Annotated in this window: 14 protein-coding genes and 1 riboswitch; of the genes, 3 read left to right on the top strand and 11 right to left on the bottom strand. The window is 44.8% G+C overall.

Annotation, left to right across the window (positions count from 1 at the left end):
* The first annotated feature begins 118 nt into the window (after positions 1-118).
* Positions 119-1231, top strand: a complete 1113-nt coding sequence (ribBA, locus tag ES754_RS07485) for a bifunctional 3,4-dihydroxy-2-butanone-4-phosphate synthase/GTP cyclohydrolase II (RefSeq protein ID WP_147223571.1) — start codon at positions 119-121, stop codon at positions 1229-1231.
* A 155-nt stretch (positions 1232-1386) separates the two neighbouring features.
* Here ribBA and ES754_RS07480 read toward each other — a convergent pair whose 3' ends face one another.
* The 6 genes from ES754_RS07480 to ES754_RS07455 all read right to left on the bottom strand — a co-directional run bounded on the left by ES754_RS07480 (position 1387) and on the right by ES754_RS07455 (position 7594).
* Positions 1387-1848 (bottom strand): acyl-CoA thioesterase, encoded by a 462-nt coding sequence (locus ES754_RS07480; RefSeq protein WP_147223883.1) that lies wholly within the window; start codon positions 1846-1848, stop codon positions 1387-1389.
* Between the two features lie 50 nt (positions 1849-1898).
* Positions 1899-2921, bottom strand: coding sequence for a hypothetical protein (locus ES754_RS07475; RefSeq protein WP_147223570.1), 1023 nt, complete (start codon positions 2919-2921; stop codon positions 1899-1901).
* A 120-nt stretch (positions 2922-3041) separates the two neighbouring features.
* Positions 3042-4022 (bottom strand): uroporphyrinogen-III synthase, encoded by a 981-nt coding sequence (locus ES754_RS07470; RefSeq protein ID WP_227677868.1) that lies wholly within the window; start codon positions 4020-4022, stop codon positions 3042-3044.
* An 86-nt stretch (positions 4023-4108) separates the two neighbouring features.
* Positions 4109-5146, bottom strand: coding sequence for a hydroxymethylbilane synthase (hemC, locus tag ES754_RS07465; RefSeq protein WP_147223569.1), 1038 nt, complete (start codon positions 5144-5146; stop codon positions 4109-4111).
* A 182-nt stretch (positions 5147-5328) separates the two neighbouring features.
* Positions 5329-6066, bottom strand: a complete 738-nt coding sequence (locus ES754_RS07460) for a LytR/AlgR family response regulator transcription factor (protein WP_147223568.1) — start codon at positions 6064-6066, stop codon at positions 5329-5331.
* A 493-nt stretch (positions 6067-6559) separates the two neighbouring features.
* Positions 6560-7594, bottom strand: coding sequence for a sensor histidine kinase (locus ES754_RS07455; RefSeq protein WP_227677866.1), 1035 nt, complete (start codon positions 7592-7594; stop codon positions 6560-6562).
* 98 nt (positions 7595-7692) lie between these two features.
* Between ES754_RS07455 and argH the strand changes: the two genes are divergently transcribed.
* A complete protein-coding gene (argH, locus tag ES754_RS07450; RefSeq protein ID WP_147223566.1) occupies positions 7693-9186 on the top strand; it encodes an argininosuccinate lyase in 1494 nt (497 codons plus the stop codon).
* 191 nt (positions 9187-9377) lie between these two features.
* Positions 9378-9674, top strand: coding sequence for an oxidative damage protection protein (locus ES754_RS07445; protein ID WP_147223565.1), 297 nt, complete (start codon positions 9378-9380; stop codon positions 9672-9674).
* A gap of 58 nt (positions 9675-9732) precedes the next feature.
* Here ES754_RS07445 and phoU read toward each other — a convergent pair whose 3' ends face one another.
* The 5 genes from phoU to pstS form a co-directional block, all read right to left on the bottom strand.
* Positions 9733-10452, bottom strand: a complete 720-nt coding sequence (gene phoU, locus ES754_RS07440; RefSeq protein WP_147223564.1) for a phosphate signaling complex protein PhoU — start codon at positions 10450-10452, stop codon at positions 9733-9735.
* Positions 10453-10656: 204 nt separating this feature from the next.
* Complete coding sequence (pstB, locus tag ES754_RS07435) at positions 10657-11577, bottom strand: phosphate ABC transporter ATP-binding protein PstB (protein WP_420825336.1); 921 nt, start codon at positions 11575-11577, stop codon at positions 10657-10659.
* A gap of 68 nt (positions 11578-11645) precedes the next feature.
* Positions 11646-12539 carry a phosphate ABC transporter permease PstA gene (gene pstA / locus ES754_RS07430; RefSeq protein WP_147223563.1) on the bottom strand — a complete coding sequence of 298 codons (894 nt, stop codon included), beginning with the start codon at positions 12537-12539 and terminating at the stop codon, positions 11646-11648.
* Positions 12540-12660: 121 nt separating this feature from the next.
* Complete coding sequence (gene pstC, locus ES754_RS07425) at positions 12661-13617, bottom strand: phosphate ABC transporter permease subunit PstC (RefSeq protein ID WP_147223880.1); 957 nt, start codon at positions 13615-13617, stop codon at positions 12661-12663.
* Between the two features lie 164 nt (positions 13618-13781).
* Positions 13782-14933 (bottom strand): phosphate ABC transporter substrate-binding protein PstS, encoded by a 1152-nt coding sequence (pstS, locus tag ES754_RS07420; RefSeq protein WP_147223562.1) that lies wholly within the window; start codon positions 14931-14933, stop codon positions 13782-13784.
* 306 nt (positions 14934-15239) lie between these two features.
* Positions 15240-15363: riboswitch (TPP riboswitch) on the top strand.
* Positions 15364-15592 lie beyond the last annotated feature (229 nt).

Genomic DNA, 15592 nt, shown 5'->3' with positions numbered 1-15592 from the left:
GTTTTAATCATAAACGCCTTTTAGCAACCAGTACAGAGCGTCTAGCTATCTGCTGTTATAATAGATAAAAATACAATTTGCACACCCTATATTCAACCATAATAACACTGAGATTTTTATGAGTTTAAATACGATTCCTGAAATTATCGAAGACATTCGCGCCGGCAAAATGGTCATTTTAATGGATGATGAAGACCGCGAAAACGAAGGCGATTTAATCATGGGCGCAACGCATGTGCGCCCTGAAGATATCAACTTTATGATTACTCACGCCCGCGGCTTAGTCTGCTTAACGCTATCCGAGGCCCGCTGCCAACAGCTAGCTCTACCATTAATGTCAGACCGTAATGAAGCTAAATTTAGCACTAATTTTACGGTATCTATTGAAGCCGCTGAAGGCGTGACAACTGGTATTTCTGCCGCCGACCGCGCCCGTACCGTCCAAGCAGCCGTCTCATCAGCAGCAAAGCCTGCAGATATCGTCCAACCTGGACACATTTTTCCTATCATGGCACAAAATGGTGGGGTCTTGCACCGTGCAGGGCACACTGAAGCAGGTTGCGACTTAGCACGTCTTGCAGGGCTTGAGCCAGCAGCCGTCATCGTGGAGATTATCAATGACGATGGTACAATGGCACGCCGTGATGACCTTGAGATATTTGCAAAAGAGCATGACCTAAAAATAGGTACGATTGCCGATTTGATTAACTATCGTATTGCTAATGAGCAAACGGTCGAAGAAATAGAAACGCGTCCGTTTGAGACTGAATATGGCACCTTTACTTTACACCGCTTCCGCGAGTTTGGTGCCGATGAGACTCATTTAGCGTTAGTAAAAGGGGATGTTAGCCAAGGCGTCAGCACCGTACGGGTGCATGGATTCCATCCTTTACGCGATTTATTTGCGGCTAAAAGCCCCACCACCGGGCGTAGCAACTGGAGCGTGCAGTCTGCTCTAGAAGAAATTAACGCCTCAGAACGTGGGGTGTTGGTTTGGATTGGGAATCACCAACCGATTGATTTAGGCGAGGCATTAGACAAAGCCGCCGGCCATGAGTCGCTATCAACCATTACTCAGCAGCCTTATCGCAGCATTGGCGTTGGCGCACAGATTTTGCGCCATTTAGGGGTGCGTGATATGCGTCTATTGTCATCACCAATGAAGTTTTATGCGTTATCAGGCTTTGATTTGAATGTGGTCGATTTTGTTCATGCGCCAAAGAACAAATAGTTTTATTCGATTAGGCTACTTTATGTTGTTCAGACCACTTCTCCAAAAGTAACTTGCTGACTCATAAAGACCAATAAAAAGGCACGCTACTTAACAGTAGCGTGCCTTTTTGTTAAATATTTTAAGTGTTGTATAAATAATGACGGGTAAAAAATTTATAGTTTAGGGGTATGGCCGACGGTTTCTTCTAATGCCAGCAGACGAGCACGCTCCTCTGTCGTCCAAGGCAACTTATCTTTACCATGGCTATCCAAACGCACGACCACCGCTTCAGCAGTCGCCACAATCGCTTGCTGCACAAGACTATAATAGCTGTATTCCATCACAATACTGGTCGTCCCCAAGCGCTGACAACGTACTCCTAATAACAAAGTATCAGGGTACGTCACCGGCCGTAAATACTGACAGCTCGACTGCGCCAGCACCGTTACCATGCTGCCGTCGAACATACCCAGCGCCTGCAAATAGGCAATACGTGCAGATTCCGCATAACGATAATACACCACATTATTTAAATGGCTAAAGGCATCCATCTCGCCCCAATGAATCGGCTGATGATGGATGACTGGATAATTGGCCAAAGCACGAAGTGCTTCATGGCTATCTGTAGCTGACATAGGGGTTATTGAGTCTACGCTGTTTTTATTATTAGTCATAAGGTTGCTACCTAATTGGTTGTTATACTTTTATCATATTCTTTGTTTTTTATACTAACTTTTGGTTGATCCAAAATTTGTGTGGTTAATAAGGGCGTCGGAGTTGGGTTATTAGCAATTAATTTATCAAGCCATACAATCACTTCTGGAATATTCTTTGGCGCTTCCATCGTTGCGATCGTGTTTTTCTTAGTCGTCACCCCTGCCGTGTCTAATGATTTGGGCGGTAGTTTGGACGGCACTGTTACCTTATCTTTTGGTATAGTAGTCGAGTCCGTTACTAACGTCTGTAGCTGACTTCTTGCTTGGCGTAAATAGCGGGTCAATTGACCTTGCTCACGCATATTGCTCGCTTGGCTGGCTAAATTTAGGGTCATAATGACTTCATGAATAGTCAGCTGGCGCTGGGTTAATGCCGTATTATTAGTAGCCACGGCTTGCTCTTTCTTGCTATCTAAACGCTCATGGCTGTTATTACGCTCATGGCTGTGTAAAAAATCTTGGATATTTTGGATGGCAATATTTTGAAGCTGCCAAGGACTGGGCTGAGTACTTTGTGCCTGTAGACGTTCAATATCTTCGGTTAAGCTTTGTTTAATCACAATAGTCAAGGCGGGGGCAATTTCATTATTGCTTTGTGACAGCTGCCATTGTAAACCGCGTAATAAATCAATTGCCGCTTTATCATCATTATCAACCAGTAATCGATCAGCCGCTTTAATTTGAATCCGCAATAAATCCAGCTGGTTTTGTGCTTGGCTACTGACCTCTGCGCTCAGCTGTGGCACTGACTGCTGACTGATAGCAAAAAGACGGTCATCCATCTCATTTAATCGAGTCACCACTTGTTCATTACTTTGCAAGCGCTCATTAACCTGATGTTGAAAGCGTTGCTGGCTGACATACAGCCATAATAATGCCCCAATAAGCAGTAGAATAAGCAGCCATTGCAAACGTAATAATAAGATACTGGCCTGCCGGCGCTGCTGACCTGCAGTGGGTGCATTAGGTGACGTCTTAAACTCAGTTGACATAAGGCAGTACCGTTATTAATAGGTTTAAACACAGTTAAAATGAGCAGCAGACAACAGTTATCGTCACTATCGCCATTATCGCCACATTGTTAGCAGTTTTTTAGATGCGTTATTAGACTGTTATAGTTCGATTAAACGAGTGCTTGATTGAATCGCTGCTAATATAGTGTCAGGCGCAAGGTCTTCTACTCGCCAATAACTCAGCTGGTGGGTAGCAACCATATTGGCCAACCGCACGCCCAATACCACGTAACTAAAATCTGCTATGGTAAGAGGCGCGATAGCATTTGGATTTGAATCTGATTCCATTCCGATAGACTGTGCTTGCTCAACCACGCTTTGCCAATGCTCAAAGGCGGTACCGCTACTAATAATCACAATAGGTTTTGGGGGCTGTGACGACTGCGGCTGTGCTAAATGTAGCTTAGATACCGCCTTAAATTGCTGCCGCCATTGCTGATATTGCACACTTGCTGCTACCGGCATGGTACGTTCATACCAAGCAATACTATCAATATGTACGCCACGCGCTTGCAGGGTATCGACTAACAACCGCCGACCACCAAGACCACGCCACACTAACAGCTTATCGCCAGCTTGTAGGTTTTCAATTTCAGGCATAGCGAGCATACCTTCATTATTAGCAATCATAGGCTGGAGCACGTCATAGCTGGCTGTGGGTAGCGCGGCGCTATCTGATAGAGCACTGCTTAATGCCGCCTCTTTTAATACCGCAGCAGTCGCCTCGCCAACAGCAATTAAATGGCTCGGTGCTTTTGTTACGTCTATTACTGGTTTATTATTAATATCCTTAGTCTTATTGTCACATTCAAGCGCTTGCCAAACTGCCAGTCCGGAAGCCGCCGCCGTTGGGCTGACAATAACAAGCGCCTGATAAGCGCCTGCCAGCCAATCGCGCATAATAGCGATATCAGCATCAGCTACTGATCGTGGCTGCAGCGACAGCATCGGTATATCTACCACTGTAAATCCCGCCGCCTGCAAATGGCAGGTCAATGGAGCTGCGCGTTCGACAGGACGAGTATTAATGACGACTGGCAACGGTGCAGATAAGCTATTAATTGACTGAGACGATGACATAGGTATACCAATACATAAGGCACATGGGTTCATAAGATACTTAAGTGCCGATAAAGTGACTGCTACTATAAGTAACGCCTTTAAACTTACTCTTCGGGATGGTAGATCGCTGCTAAAATATCACCAGCACCTTTGGCAAGCAGCATTGTTGCCACATCGATACCCAGCTGATTGGCTTGCACTTCTCGCTCGGCTTGGGTGCCACTTAAATTAATGCACTTTTCAGACTTCAGTAACTCGCTACCATCAGCTTGTCCAACCCGACCGCGTAACCACAACATATTACCCGCGTCATCATTATTATTGTCGATTGTATTGCTATTATCATTATGACTATTATCAGAAGTTTGTAGCAAAGCAAAAGCAGCAATAGGCACTTGGCAGCCACCTTCTAAATGGCGATTTAAAGCTCGCTCTGCAATCAGACGAATACGTGCCTGATTATCATTCAGTGGTGCTAGTAATGCGAGTATCTCAGCATCACCTTCGCGACATTCAATCGCGAGCGCCCCTTGCCCAACGGCAGGCAGGCACATATCGATATCCAATTCACCGCGAATGCGGGCGTCAAGCTCAATACGCTGTAGACCACTGGTTGCCAAAATGATGGCATCGTACTCGCCAGCATCTAATTTACCCAAACGTGTGCCAACGTTGCCACGCAACGTTTTGATTTGTAGGTCGGGACGATAAGCCTTAATCTGACACTGACGGCGCAGGCTTGAGGTCCCAACGACCGAGCCTTGTGGCAGCTCATCAATACTATTATAAGTGTTAGACACAAACGCATCTGTTGGCGATGCGCGCTTGCAATAAACCCCTAACATCAAACCTTCAGGTAACTGCATGGGCACGTCTTTTAAGGAATGTACGGCAATATCTGCCTCCTTATCATACATCGCTTGCTCAAGCTCTTTGACAAACAAACCCTTACCGCCAATTTTCGCTAATGGGGTGTCCAAAATCTTATCCCCTTTAGTGACAATTTTTAGCAGGTTAATCGTCATCTCTGGATATAAATCCATCAGGCGATCGCGAATATGTTCCGCTTGCCATAATGCCAAAGGGCTCTGGCGAGTAGCGATGTTTAGAGTAGTGACAGCAGGTTGCGGCGTGGTGCTCATAAATGGCCTCAATAAGGTTGGTACTATAGGATTTTGCTATCCAGTGACGCAAAAAAATACCCCTATTTAAGCATAAATAAGGGTTTTAAGATATGGGTGGTTTATTAGGCTGTCGTCATGAGTATATAAGCCATTAATCTATAGATCATCCAGCTAGAAATTATTATGCCATAAACTATCGGCTACATACTTTGAATTTTATCCCGTAGCGCTGGCAAGTGGCGGCGGCTGACAGCTAAAGTTTCATCAATACCTTTGAAGCGTACTTGATATTGCCCAGAATCAATGGTCTCTAAGAAATCCAAATAGTTGAGGTTAATAATGGCATTGCGATGGACGCGAAAGAGACGTTCACCGAACTCTTGCTCCAGCTCTTTTAAGGTATCATCAATGAGCACAATACCGCCTTTATGACGGACTTTGACATACTTTTGATCGGCAGTGCAATAATAAATGTCTGTAAGCTTAATCAACTCAACCCCGCGATGGGTACGCGCAGTAATATGTTCACGGACGGGCCGCGCCGTCGGGTCTTGTAATTTACGAATGCCGTTTAGTTGAGCAGCATTGAGGTTCTTGGCCCTACCTAGTGCCTCTAGCAGCTCAACTTTATTGGCAGGTTTCAACAAATAGCCGATTGCATTGGCCTTAAAAGCAGCAATAGCATAATGATCATAAGCCGTAACAAAGATAATCGCTGGGGGATGTTCAAGCTCGTTTAGGATTGTGGCGCAACGAACCCCATCCATCTCTGGCATGCGAATATCAAGCAAAATTACATCTGGCTGTAGAGAGTTTACTGCGGTAATCGCCTCAGCGCCAGTCGTTGCCTGTGCAACCACCTCATGACCTGATTCTTGTACAATTCTAATCAAACGCTCACGGGCTAATGGCTCATCATCACAAACTACAATGCGCATGTACTTCCCTCTTTGACAGCCTACCGAACAAAATTTGTTGGTTTTTTATTATGGGTTTTAATGACAATTACCTTCAAACTATCATCTTATTATTGTCAACGCTTTTGATTATCAATACTTTTTTTATGATTTTATCAGCAAATAATGACTTATTTTATCTAGGTTTTATGCTTTGTAGTTTTACTTGCTACCTGCTTGTCAAATTACCATATTTGTAACTCAACTACCTAATAGTACGCTATTTGCTGAATAAGCAAAGCAGGAGTTGTAGAACAATTTTGTCAGCTATAAGTTAATAAAAACGGGTTAAATATAAAGATTAAAGATATATAAGAATATATAAGCTGCAACAATTGTGCCATCAATGTAAATATATAATATTGTGTATGGCGACGGCTAATTGGAACCGGTCACACCAATAAACTATGCTTCAAATAGAAAAAACTTGTTGAATGCTGAAACGATTTTGATAGGAAAGGTAAGTTCAGGCTAATTAAAGCCCTACATCTTGCAATGGATAATCAATAACCGTCACAATCTGTTGACTGGTGACCGTACTTTGGATATCAGCGCTTTGACCAAAATATGCTCTGAGACGATCAGCTTGAATATGAAAACTAATATGTCGACGTAAGTCATGAGTCACCATAAAGGTTTTGCTTGGCAGTTGCACGGTCACAGTGATGGCAATACGGTGATGCTGCCAAGTGACGGTAATATCAATCACAATAGTTTCAGTAGTCATCTCAACCACATTGAGCAGCATCTTCTCAAGCACGCTTTGTAGCGTCAATGAGGTAATAACCATATCGTACATCATATCATCTTCAGGCAGCTGCCATGTGACTACCAGCTTATCTGCTAGACGGCTCGATTCGATGGCTAAATAATGCTCACATAGGGCCACTTCTTCCTCAAAGCTAATCTCACGGGCCCCGTTAAAAGTGGCACGAAATAAGGCTGAGACGTGCTGCAACAATTCAGCGGCATGTGGTGGATCAGTCTCTATCAGAGAGGCAAGACTGTTGATGGTATTAAAGAAAAAATGCGGAGAGATGCGGGACTTCATGATGTCGTTTTGCGCAGTAAGCTTATTTTCAAAGGATATTTTAAGCGCCATCAGTTCACGATGCTGGCGCAAAAAATACAACAAAAACACGATTGTAAAGCCGCCGGTCGTAACCACATTAAATAAAACACTAAAGATAAAAGTGTAAGGGTCATACTCAAGCCAGCCGACATTAATCATGACTAACTTGACGAAGGTTGCTGATATCGCAGCGCCACACATAACGAGCAGTAAAATGCGCATACTTATCTGGACGGGGTTGGCGTGTTTTGAAATCGGACGCAAATAGTCAATCAAATAAAATGCAGGAATAATAGTCATTGTATTTTGAGTGATACGGCTGGCAAATTTGATTAAGAAATCTGACCACGTCGCTAAATCATGCCGATCAATGACAGTGACAAATAGCGACCAGAAAAAGATATATAGCACCCACTGCCAAGCCCTCATAGTGTCCATGAACTTAGGGACAAAAAACTCTAAGCGCTCTGCTAGTAAGGCAACCTCATCATTTGCTATACTTGAGCCCTTATTCTCCAGACTTGTCTTAGACCGATATGAACGCCACTTCTTCAAATACTAGTAATCCCGAGCAAAATAAAAATTCACATGCGCCTGATTCTAGCACAGATGCTTCTAGAACCGACAGCGCTAAACAAAACAGCCCAGGCCAACAGATGTGGGGCGGGCGCTTTAGCGAAGCAACCGATAGCTTCGTTGCTGCTTTCACCGCCTCCGTAGGCTTTGATCAGCGTTTTGCCCGTCACGATATCGAAGGCTCAATCGCACATGCGACCATGCTAGGCAAATGCGATATTTTAAGCAGTGACGACGTTACCACTATTATTGACGGCTTAAAAAAAGTACTCGCTGAGATTGAAGCGGGCGAGTTCCAATGGTCCATTGCACTAGAAGACGTGCACATGAACGTTGAATCGCGCTTGACGGATATTATTGGGCCAGTAGGCAAAAAGCTACATACTGGACGCAGTCGTAATGACCAAGTTGCCACCGATATTCGTCTGTGGTTACGTGAAGAAACGGATAATATTATTGCACTGTTGGTACGCCTGCAAAGCGGCTTGCTTGATTTGGCTGAGCAACATACCGATACTATCATGCCGGGCTTTACCCATTTGCAAACCGCGCAGCCAGTGAGTTTCGGTCATCACGTGATGGCATGGTTTGAGATGTTATTCCGTGACACTGAGCGCCTTGTCGATGCGCGTCGCCGTATTAATCAGCTGCCACTTGGTAGCGCCGCCCTTGCTGGTACCACTTTCCCGATTGACCGTACCATTACTGCTGAGTTACTTGGATTTGAAGGCATTTGCCAAAACTCACTCGATGCCGTATCAGACCGTGATTTTGCCATTGAGTTTACCTCAGCAGCCTCTATTTTAATGATGCATCTGTCACGTATGAGTGAAGAGATTATCCTTTGGATGTCGGCACAATTTAACTTCGTGCAGATTCCCGACCGCTTTTGTACCGGCTCATCGATCATGCCGCAAAAGAAAAACCCTGACGTGCCAGAATTGGTGCGCGGTAAAGCAGCACGCGTCTTTGGTCAGTTAATGACTTTATTAAGCCTAATGAAAAGTCAGCCATTAGCCTACAATAAAGACAACCAAGAAGACAAAGAGCCGCTCTTTGATTGTGTCGATACGTTGACTGGTTCACTATTGGCCTTTGCCGATATGCTGCCGAATATCACGCCCAATAAAGAAAATATGCGCGCAGCCACCATGAAAGGTTATGCCACCGCTACCGATTTAGCGGATTATCTAGTACGCAATGGCGTTGCGTTCCGTGATGCGCATGAAGTGGTCGGCAATGCGGTTGCTTTAGGTATTAAAGAAAGTGTCGACTTGAGCGATTTATCATTGGCGCAATTAAAGCAATTTAGTGATGCGATTGGCGACGATGTGTTCGAGTTCTTAACGTTAGAAGGCTCGCTCGCAGCGCGTGACCACTTAGGCGGCACAGCGCCCAATCAAGTGAAGCAAGCCGTTAGCCGCGCGCGCACACGATTAGAAGTGTTCGCTTAAGGCGTTATGCTGACTGAATCATAGCCATAAAAACACCCGCCATCGTTGCGGGTGTTTTTATAGGTATAATCAGGTACAGTATGTGATGACAAACCATTTTTTAATAGACAACTCTTTTATAGACAAGTTTAAACGACACTTTTTATCAAACCTTTAATAATAATCAATAAATAACAAACAAGGAGCTATCCATGACTGAGACTTTTAATCCCCAAGCGAATTTGGTATTTTGCCGCAAATATAAGCAAGACTTGCCAAGAATGTCGTACCCGCCTTTCCCTAATAAAAGTGGGCAAGCACTACAAGAAACCGTATCTGACAAGGCATGGCAAGAATGGCTTGAACATCAAACCATGTTAATTAATGAAAATCATCTCAGTATGATGGACCCTGAAGCCAAGAAATTCTTGACGGAGCAGCGTGATAAATTTTTGGACAATGAAGACTATGAACGCGCAGAAGGTTGGACGCCTGAAAATAAAGGCTAAACCAAAAATTAACTTAAAGCCTGAAAGTAAAATATAACCACTGAAAATACAGCAGACGCTAGCCGATTTTGCTAGCGTCAATGGCTTGTTGTACTGTCTCAAAATCACTATGGCGCACATCCGTACCACTGCTGATATAAATCACTAGCTCAGCGATGTTGCGCGCATGGTCACCGATGCGCTCAAGCGCTCTAAGTATCCACATTAGGTTAATCACATGACTGACTTGCCGCGGGTCTTCCATGACATAGGTCATCAGAGCTCGCATGGCAGACTGATACTCAAAATCCACGTTACCATCGCTACGCATCACATCAAAAGCCCGCTCTACTTGCAAGTGTTCAAATGCTGCTAGCGCACTGTGTAGCATCAGGCGCACCTGGTTACTCAAGTGCTGTACCTCATGATAGCTATAAGTACCACTGTTATCGGCTGCCACTTGCTGCGCCATATGAGCAATCTTAGCCGCTTCATCGCCGATACGCTCAATATCTACCACCCCTTTACTGACCGCCATCACATAGCGCAAGTCGCGTGCGGCTGGCTGCCTTTTAGCGACTAATAATAGTATACGCTCATCAATCAGCACCTCTAGTTGATTGACCGCACTGTCCTGCTCAACCACCTGATGGGCCAAATGCATATCGCCTTCTATCAAAGCGTGCATAGCTTGTGCCACTTGCTGCCCGGCAAGCGCACCCATCTCTAAAAATAAATCAGTGGTCTCGGTTAAGTCTTGATCAAAGCTTTTGGAGGTATGGAACATCTGATTGGACATAATAAGACTCTCAATAGAAACACGATAAAAACTCAATAAAAAAGACACATTTATGACAACGTATTATTGGTATAAATTTTTCTTGCGTGCTGTTCGCAAGCGTGACAGAGGCTGCAAAAAATTCATTTCAGTAGCCCAGCAACATTGGGTCGTTTGTAAATTGGATTAACTATATGAGTAGAAAAACCATAATAAATAAAACAATTAGCCATAACGCCCCGTAATATAATCTTCAGTCGCTTGCTGACTAGGATTGGTAAAAATCTGATCAGTATTGCCCATCTCGACCATATCCCCAAGATACATATAAGCGGTATAGTCAGAAATCCGCGCCGCTTGCTGCATATTATGAGTGACGATGGCAATGGTATATTCCTGCTTTAAATCCTCAATTAAATCCTCAATCGCCCCCGTTGATATGGGGTCGAGCGCTGAGGTTGGCTCATCTAATAATAACACTTCCGGCTTGGTTGCCACGCCGCGCGCGATACATAAGCGCTGCTGCTGTCCACCAGATAATGATAAGCCTGAAGCATTCAGCTTGTCTTTGACTTCAGTCCACAGCGCAGCTTTTTTCAGTGCCCACTCGACGCGCTCAGCAAGCTCTGCCTTGGACATTTTTTCATATAAGCGTACGCCAAATGCCACATTATCAAAAATGGACATGGGAAACGGTGTGGGCTTTTGGAACACCATGCCGACTTTGGCACGCAGTAAATTAACATCCATCGACTTGGCCAATACATCATGACCATCGAGATAAATCTGACCGTCGGCGCGCATATTAGGATACAAATCATACATCCGGTTTAGGGTGCGCAATAACGTCGATTTTCCGCAACCAGAAGGGCCAATAAAGGCCGTTACTTGCTTGTCTGGAATATCGAGCGAGATATCTTTTAGCGCACGAAAGCTACCGTAATAAAAGTTTAAATCACGGATTTGAATTTTTGCGGCGGGTAGATTATCTATAGACAAATTGCTCGCTGGCTCAGTCGACAGTGCTGGGTTTTCACCGGTCACAGGCATACTGCTATGCGCATCAGCAGTGCTAGAGCGGCGCATAGGTACCGTAATGCGAGTCTTATTCTTCTTGGATTTGGCGGCAGTATCGGTCATGGTCATGTCCCTTATTCAGGTCTGGCATAAAGTGAAAGTATTATAAAATCAAGAAAACAGGTAAACAGCAGTTTTTAGTTATATTCTTTGCCACCGATATAGCGTGCCGCTATGTTTAACGTCAGCACGGTTAGGGTGATTAATAACGCCGCTGCCCACGCTAACGTGTGCCAATTGTCATAAGGGCTCATGGCAAATTGATAAATGGTATTAGGCATGTTACCCATCGCCTTACTCATATCTAAGCTGAAATACTGGTTATTTAACGCAGTAAATAGTAGCGGCGCGGTCTCGCCAGTAATACGCGCAAAGGCTAATAATATGCCAGTGGTTAAGCCTGCCCTTGCGGCCTTAACCGTTACGCCTAGCACTAATTTCCACTTAGGTGTGCCCAACGCATAAGCCGCTTCCCGTAAGGTATTCGGCACTAATAGCAGCATACTTTCAGTCGTTCTGACCACCACTGGAATAACAATTAACGCCAAGGCACACGCCCCTGCCCAACCTGAAAAGCTATAGTTTTTGACCAATAAGGCATAGATAAACAAGCCAATCACAATCGATGGCGCGGACAATAAAATGTCATTTAAAAAGCGAATCACTTGTCCAAGCCAATTGCCGTGCGAGAATTCTGCTAAATAAATCCCTGCCAGCATGCCAATCGGTGCACCAATAAATAAGCCCGTGCTGGCAATCATTAGCGAACCGACAATCACGTTGCGCAGACCACCCTCCGCCATCGGCGGCGGCGTATCAGCGGTAAATACAGGCATCTGCACCAAACCGCTAAAGCCTTCAACAGCCAAGGTCAGCAAAATCCACGACAACCAAAATAAGCCAAATATCATGGCTAAGGCGGCAAAACCCAAACCGACTTTATTCCATAAGCGGCGGCGGCGATAGAGCGCTTGGTCGATGGACGTTATAGGTTGAGTTGAGGCTTGAGTAATGGCAGACAACGCGGTCATGCAGCAGATTCCTTGTTATTTTTAACTTTTTAGGCTGTTTATAAGACAAACTTTTTATTATAAGTTTTCAGGGTTAGTGGTCACTGTTCAAAGTAGCTCACCAAAAACAACCTACCAAAACCTATTGTCCAGCGCGCTTATCCATACCGCGTAATAGCAGACGCGAGAGGCTCAAAACGATAAAGGTAATCATAAATAGTATCAGCCCCAAATGTAGCAGCGCCGATAGATGCAGCGGATCGGACGCTTCAGCGAATTCATTGGCGAGCGCTGAGGTAATAGATACTCCAGAGGCAAACATACTGGGATTGATATTAAAGGTATTACCAATCAAGAAGGTCACCGCCATGGTTTCACCAAGCGCCCGACCTAATCCCAAAATAATGCCGCCAACCACCCCCGCTTTGGTATAAGGCAACACGATCTTAAACATCACCTCCCAAGTGGTCGCACCCATGCCATAGGCCGATTCTTTTAATAATGCGGGCACGACGGAGAACACATCGCGCATGGTGGCAGCGATAAAGGGAATAATCATGATTGCCAGTACTAACGAGGCAGTAAATAAGCCAATGCCCATCGGTGCACCGACGAACAGCTTGCCGATAATAGGCAGTCCGCCTAGATTTTCGGTCAGCCATGGTTGGATATGATTGCCAAAAAAAGGCGCGAACACAAACAATCCCCACATACCATAAATGATAGAGGGGATACCTGCGAGCAATTCAATAGCTATGCCCAGTGGCTTTTTTAAAAATGCCGGACACAGCTCAGTCAAAAATATCGCAATACCAAAGCTGACAGGAACGGCAATCACCAGCGCCATTACCGAGGTGACAAGCGTGCCATAAATGGGTGCAAGTGCCCCGTATTCATTGGCAACCGGATCCCAGTTATTACTGGTATAAAAATCCAGCCCAAACGCCTGCATACTCGGCCAAGCACCAATAATAAGGGACAGTAAAATCGCCCCTAAGCTTAGCAACACAAACAGTGCCGCCGCTTTGGTAGTATTGACGAATATCGCATCCCAACGTTTTTGTTTGGCCAACTGTGTCTGCAGATTGAACTCTGCCATAACCACCTCAATAGTTGCGATAATAGGCGCAGCTTGCAAACAAACTGCACCTATATCAGCGCTGTAAAACTAAATAATACGAAAGACAATTGATATCTAAATAACTGTGATGACATTAATTGATATGAAAATGGATATGAAAAAAAACGTTATTAGACTGAGGATTACTGCGGGGTATAGACCGGCTTACCATCTTTATCGACCACTTGCTGCCAACTGTCTTTAAATAATGCTACTGCCGTATCAGAGAACGGTACATAATCGAGCGCGGTTGCTGAGTCGTCCCCTTGGTCATACGCCCAGCTAAAGAAGTTCAATACGCCTGCCACTTGCTTGGCATCTTTTGGTTGTTTGTGTACCAAAATAAAGGTAGTCGCAGCAATTGGCCATGCTTGAGCGGTTTCAGAGTTGGTAATAACTTTATAAAAGCCGGCTTGCTGCGCCCAATCAATATCGCCCGCCGCCGCAAAGCTTTCTATCGAAGGCTGTACAAAGTTACCTGCTGCATTTTTGAGTGCCACATGCGCCATATTATTTTGCTTGGCATAAGCGTATTCGACATACCCAATCGAGTTGTCCATCCGTCCGACATAGCTTGCGACGCCCTCGTTGCCTTTACCGGCCGCGCCGTTAGCAGAGGTTGGCCATTTGACCGTTTTATCAACCCCAACCTTACTTTGCCAATCGGGGGATACTTTGGCCAAATAGTCAGTAAAGTTAAAGGTCGTGCCTGAGCCATCTGAGCGGAATACTGTGGTAATCGGACTGTCTGGTAAGCTCAAATCTGGGTTCAGTTGTACAATAGCAGGGTCATTCCATTTACTGATTTTACCCAAATAGATATCAGCGAGCATGTTGCCATCGAGCTTTAATGCGCCCGGCGCAATACCTTTAATATTAACCACTGGCACGACACCACCAATCACCATTGGGAACTGAATGAGACCGGCTTCGTTGAGCTCTTCTGGGGTCATTGGGGCATCTGAGGCACCAAAGTCAACGGTGCCAGCGACGATTTGCTTGATACCGCCTGAGGAACCGATAGATTGATAATTGACTTGTCCACCGGTCGCGCCGTTATAGTCGGCTGACCATTTGGCATAAATAGGTTGCGGAAATGAGGCGCCCGCACCGGTAATATTCATTGAAACTTTATCAGTATTCGCAGGGGTTGCTGTTTTTGATGCACTGCTTTCACCGCCAGTTGTTGCTACTGCGCCACTCTCTGCGACTGGCTCTGCAGTGTCGCTTGCTTTATTACAAGCTGTGAGCATGAACGCACAACTGACCGCAACCGCTAATAATGAATAACGCATGAAAATCTCCTAAAGTTTAACAAACCTACAAAAAGGTATAATCCGTGACATGCGTTGTAGTGTGCCAAGCTTTAATGACAGTTTGATGACAATGCTCAAGTAAGAGCGACTGCAAACTGCAAAAGTCTTAAACTCCTAATAATTATTAATAAGCCGCACTAACATTTAGTAGTATTGATTAGGAATAATAAACGTCATTCATAAAAACTCTTAATAACAAGGGCGGCCTTGAGCCCGTTATCCATATGCCTAAATATCATTGGCTGTCACGGCAGAAGTTTGCTAGTATGAAGTTGATTTACAACACTGACAGACTCGGGGTGCGATGTATTCTTGGCTTAATAAATAAAGCCAAAATATATTCGCTGAGAAACCACCCGCCGAACCTGATGCGGTTAGTACCGACGCAGGGAAGTCTGAGCTGATGTTATCGTTTTGCAACGGGCGCGCAGAAATGCCTTATTATTTTATTATGCTTACTCTCAAGCCTTGTTTTATTAGCCAGATATATCCGGTTAATAAATCGCCGGTTAATAAAGAGTTCGCCAGTTGATAATAAGCAGCACCCATCACTCCCATTAGAGTCATCCGCTAGTATTTTTTTGCTCGCGCGATTATTTTAATCTGGCGATTGGCTCAAATTGCATGCGTAACTGACG

It is taken from the genome of Psychrobacter frigidicola (assembly GCF_007997305.1).
GTDB classification, from domain to species: Bacteria; Pseudomonadota; Gammaproteobacteria; order Pseudomonadales; family Moraxellaceae; genus Psychrobacter; species Psychrobacter frigidicola.
The sequence above is the reverse complement of the archived record's forward strand: the minus strand, read 5'-3'. Positions and strand labels throughout refer to the sequence as shown.

Bases quoted from the DNA above. Each gene is read 5' to 3' on its own strand.
- ribBA (WP_147223571.1), top strand. From the start codon at position 119: ATGAGTTTAAATACGATTCCTGAAATTATCGAAGACATTCGCGCCGGC.
- ES754_RS07480 (WP_147223883.1), bottom strand. From the start codon at position 1,848: ATGTCAGCTACAGATAGCCATGAAGCACTTCGTGCTTTGGCCAATTAT.
- ES754_RS07475 (WP_147223570.1), bottom strand. From the start codon at position 2,921: ATGTCAACTGAGTTTAAGACGTCACCTAATGCACCCACTGCAGGTCAG.
- ES754_RS07470 (WP_227677868.1), bottom strand. From the start codon at position 4,022: ATGTCATCGTCTCAGTCAATTAATAGCTTATCTGCACCGTTGCCAGTC.
- hemC (WP_147223569.1), bottom strand. From the start codon at position 5,146: ATGAGCACCACGCCGCAACCTGCTGTCACTACTCTAAACATCGCTACT.
- ES754_RS07460 (WP_147223568.1), bottom strand. From the start codon at position 6,066: ATGCGCATTGTAGTTTGTGATGATGAGCCATTAGCCCGTGAGCGTTTG.
- ES754_RS07455 (WP_227677866.1), bottom strand. From the start codon at position 7,594: ATGGACACTATGAGGGCTTGGCAGTGGGTGCTATATATCTTTTTCTGG.
- argH (WP_147223566.1), top strand. From the start codon at position 7,693: ATGAACGCCACTTCTTCAAATACTAGTAATCCCGAGCAAAATAAAAAT.
- ES754_RS07445 (WP_147223565.1), top strand. From the start codon at position 9,378: ATGACTGAGACTTTTAATCCCCAAGCGAATTTGGTATTTTGCCGCAAA.
- phoU (WP_147223564.1), bottom strand. From the start codon at position 10,452: ATGTCCAATCAGATGTTCCATACCTCCAAAAGCTTTGATCAAGACTTA.
- pstB (WP_420825336.1), bottom strand. From the start codon at position 11,577: ATGACCATGACCGATACTGCCGCCAAATCCAAGAAGAATAAGACTCGC.
- pstA (WP_147223563.1), bottom strand. From the start codon at position 12,539: ATGACCGCGTTGTCTGCCATTACTCAAGCCTCAACTCAACCTATAACG.
- pstC (WP_147223880.1), bottom strand. From the start codon at position 13,617: ATGGCAGAGTTCAATCTGCAGACACAGTTGGCCAAACAAAAACGTTGG.
- pstS (WP_147223562.1), bottom strand. From the start codon at position 14,933: ATGCGTTATTCATTATTAGCGGTTGCGGTCAGTTGTGCGTTCATGCTC.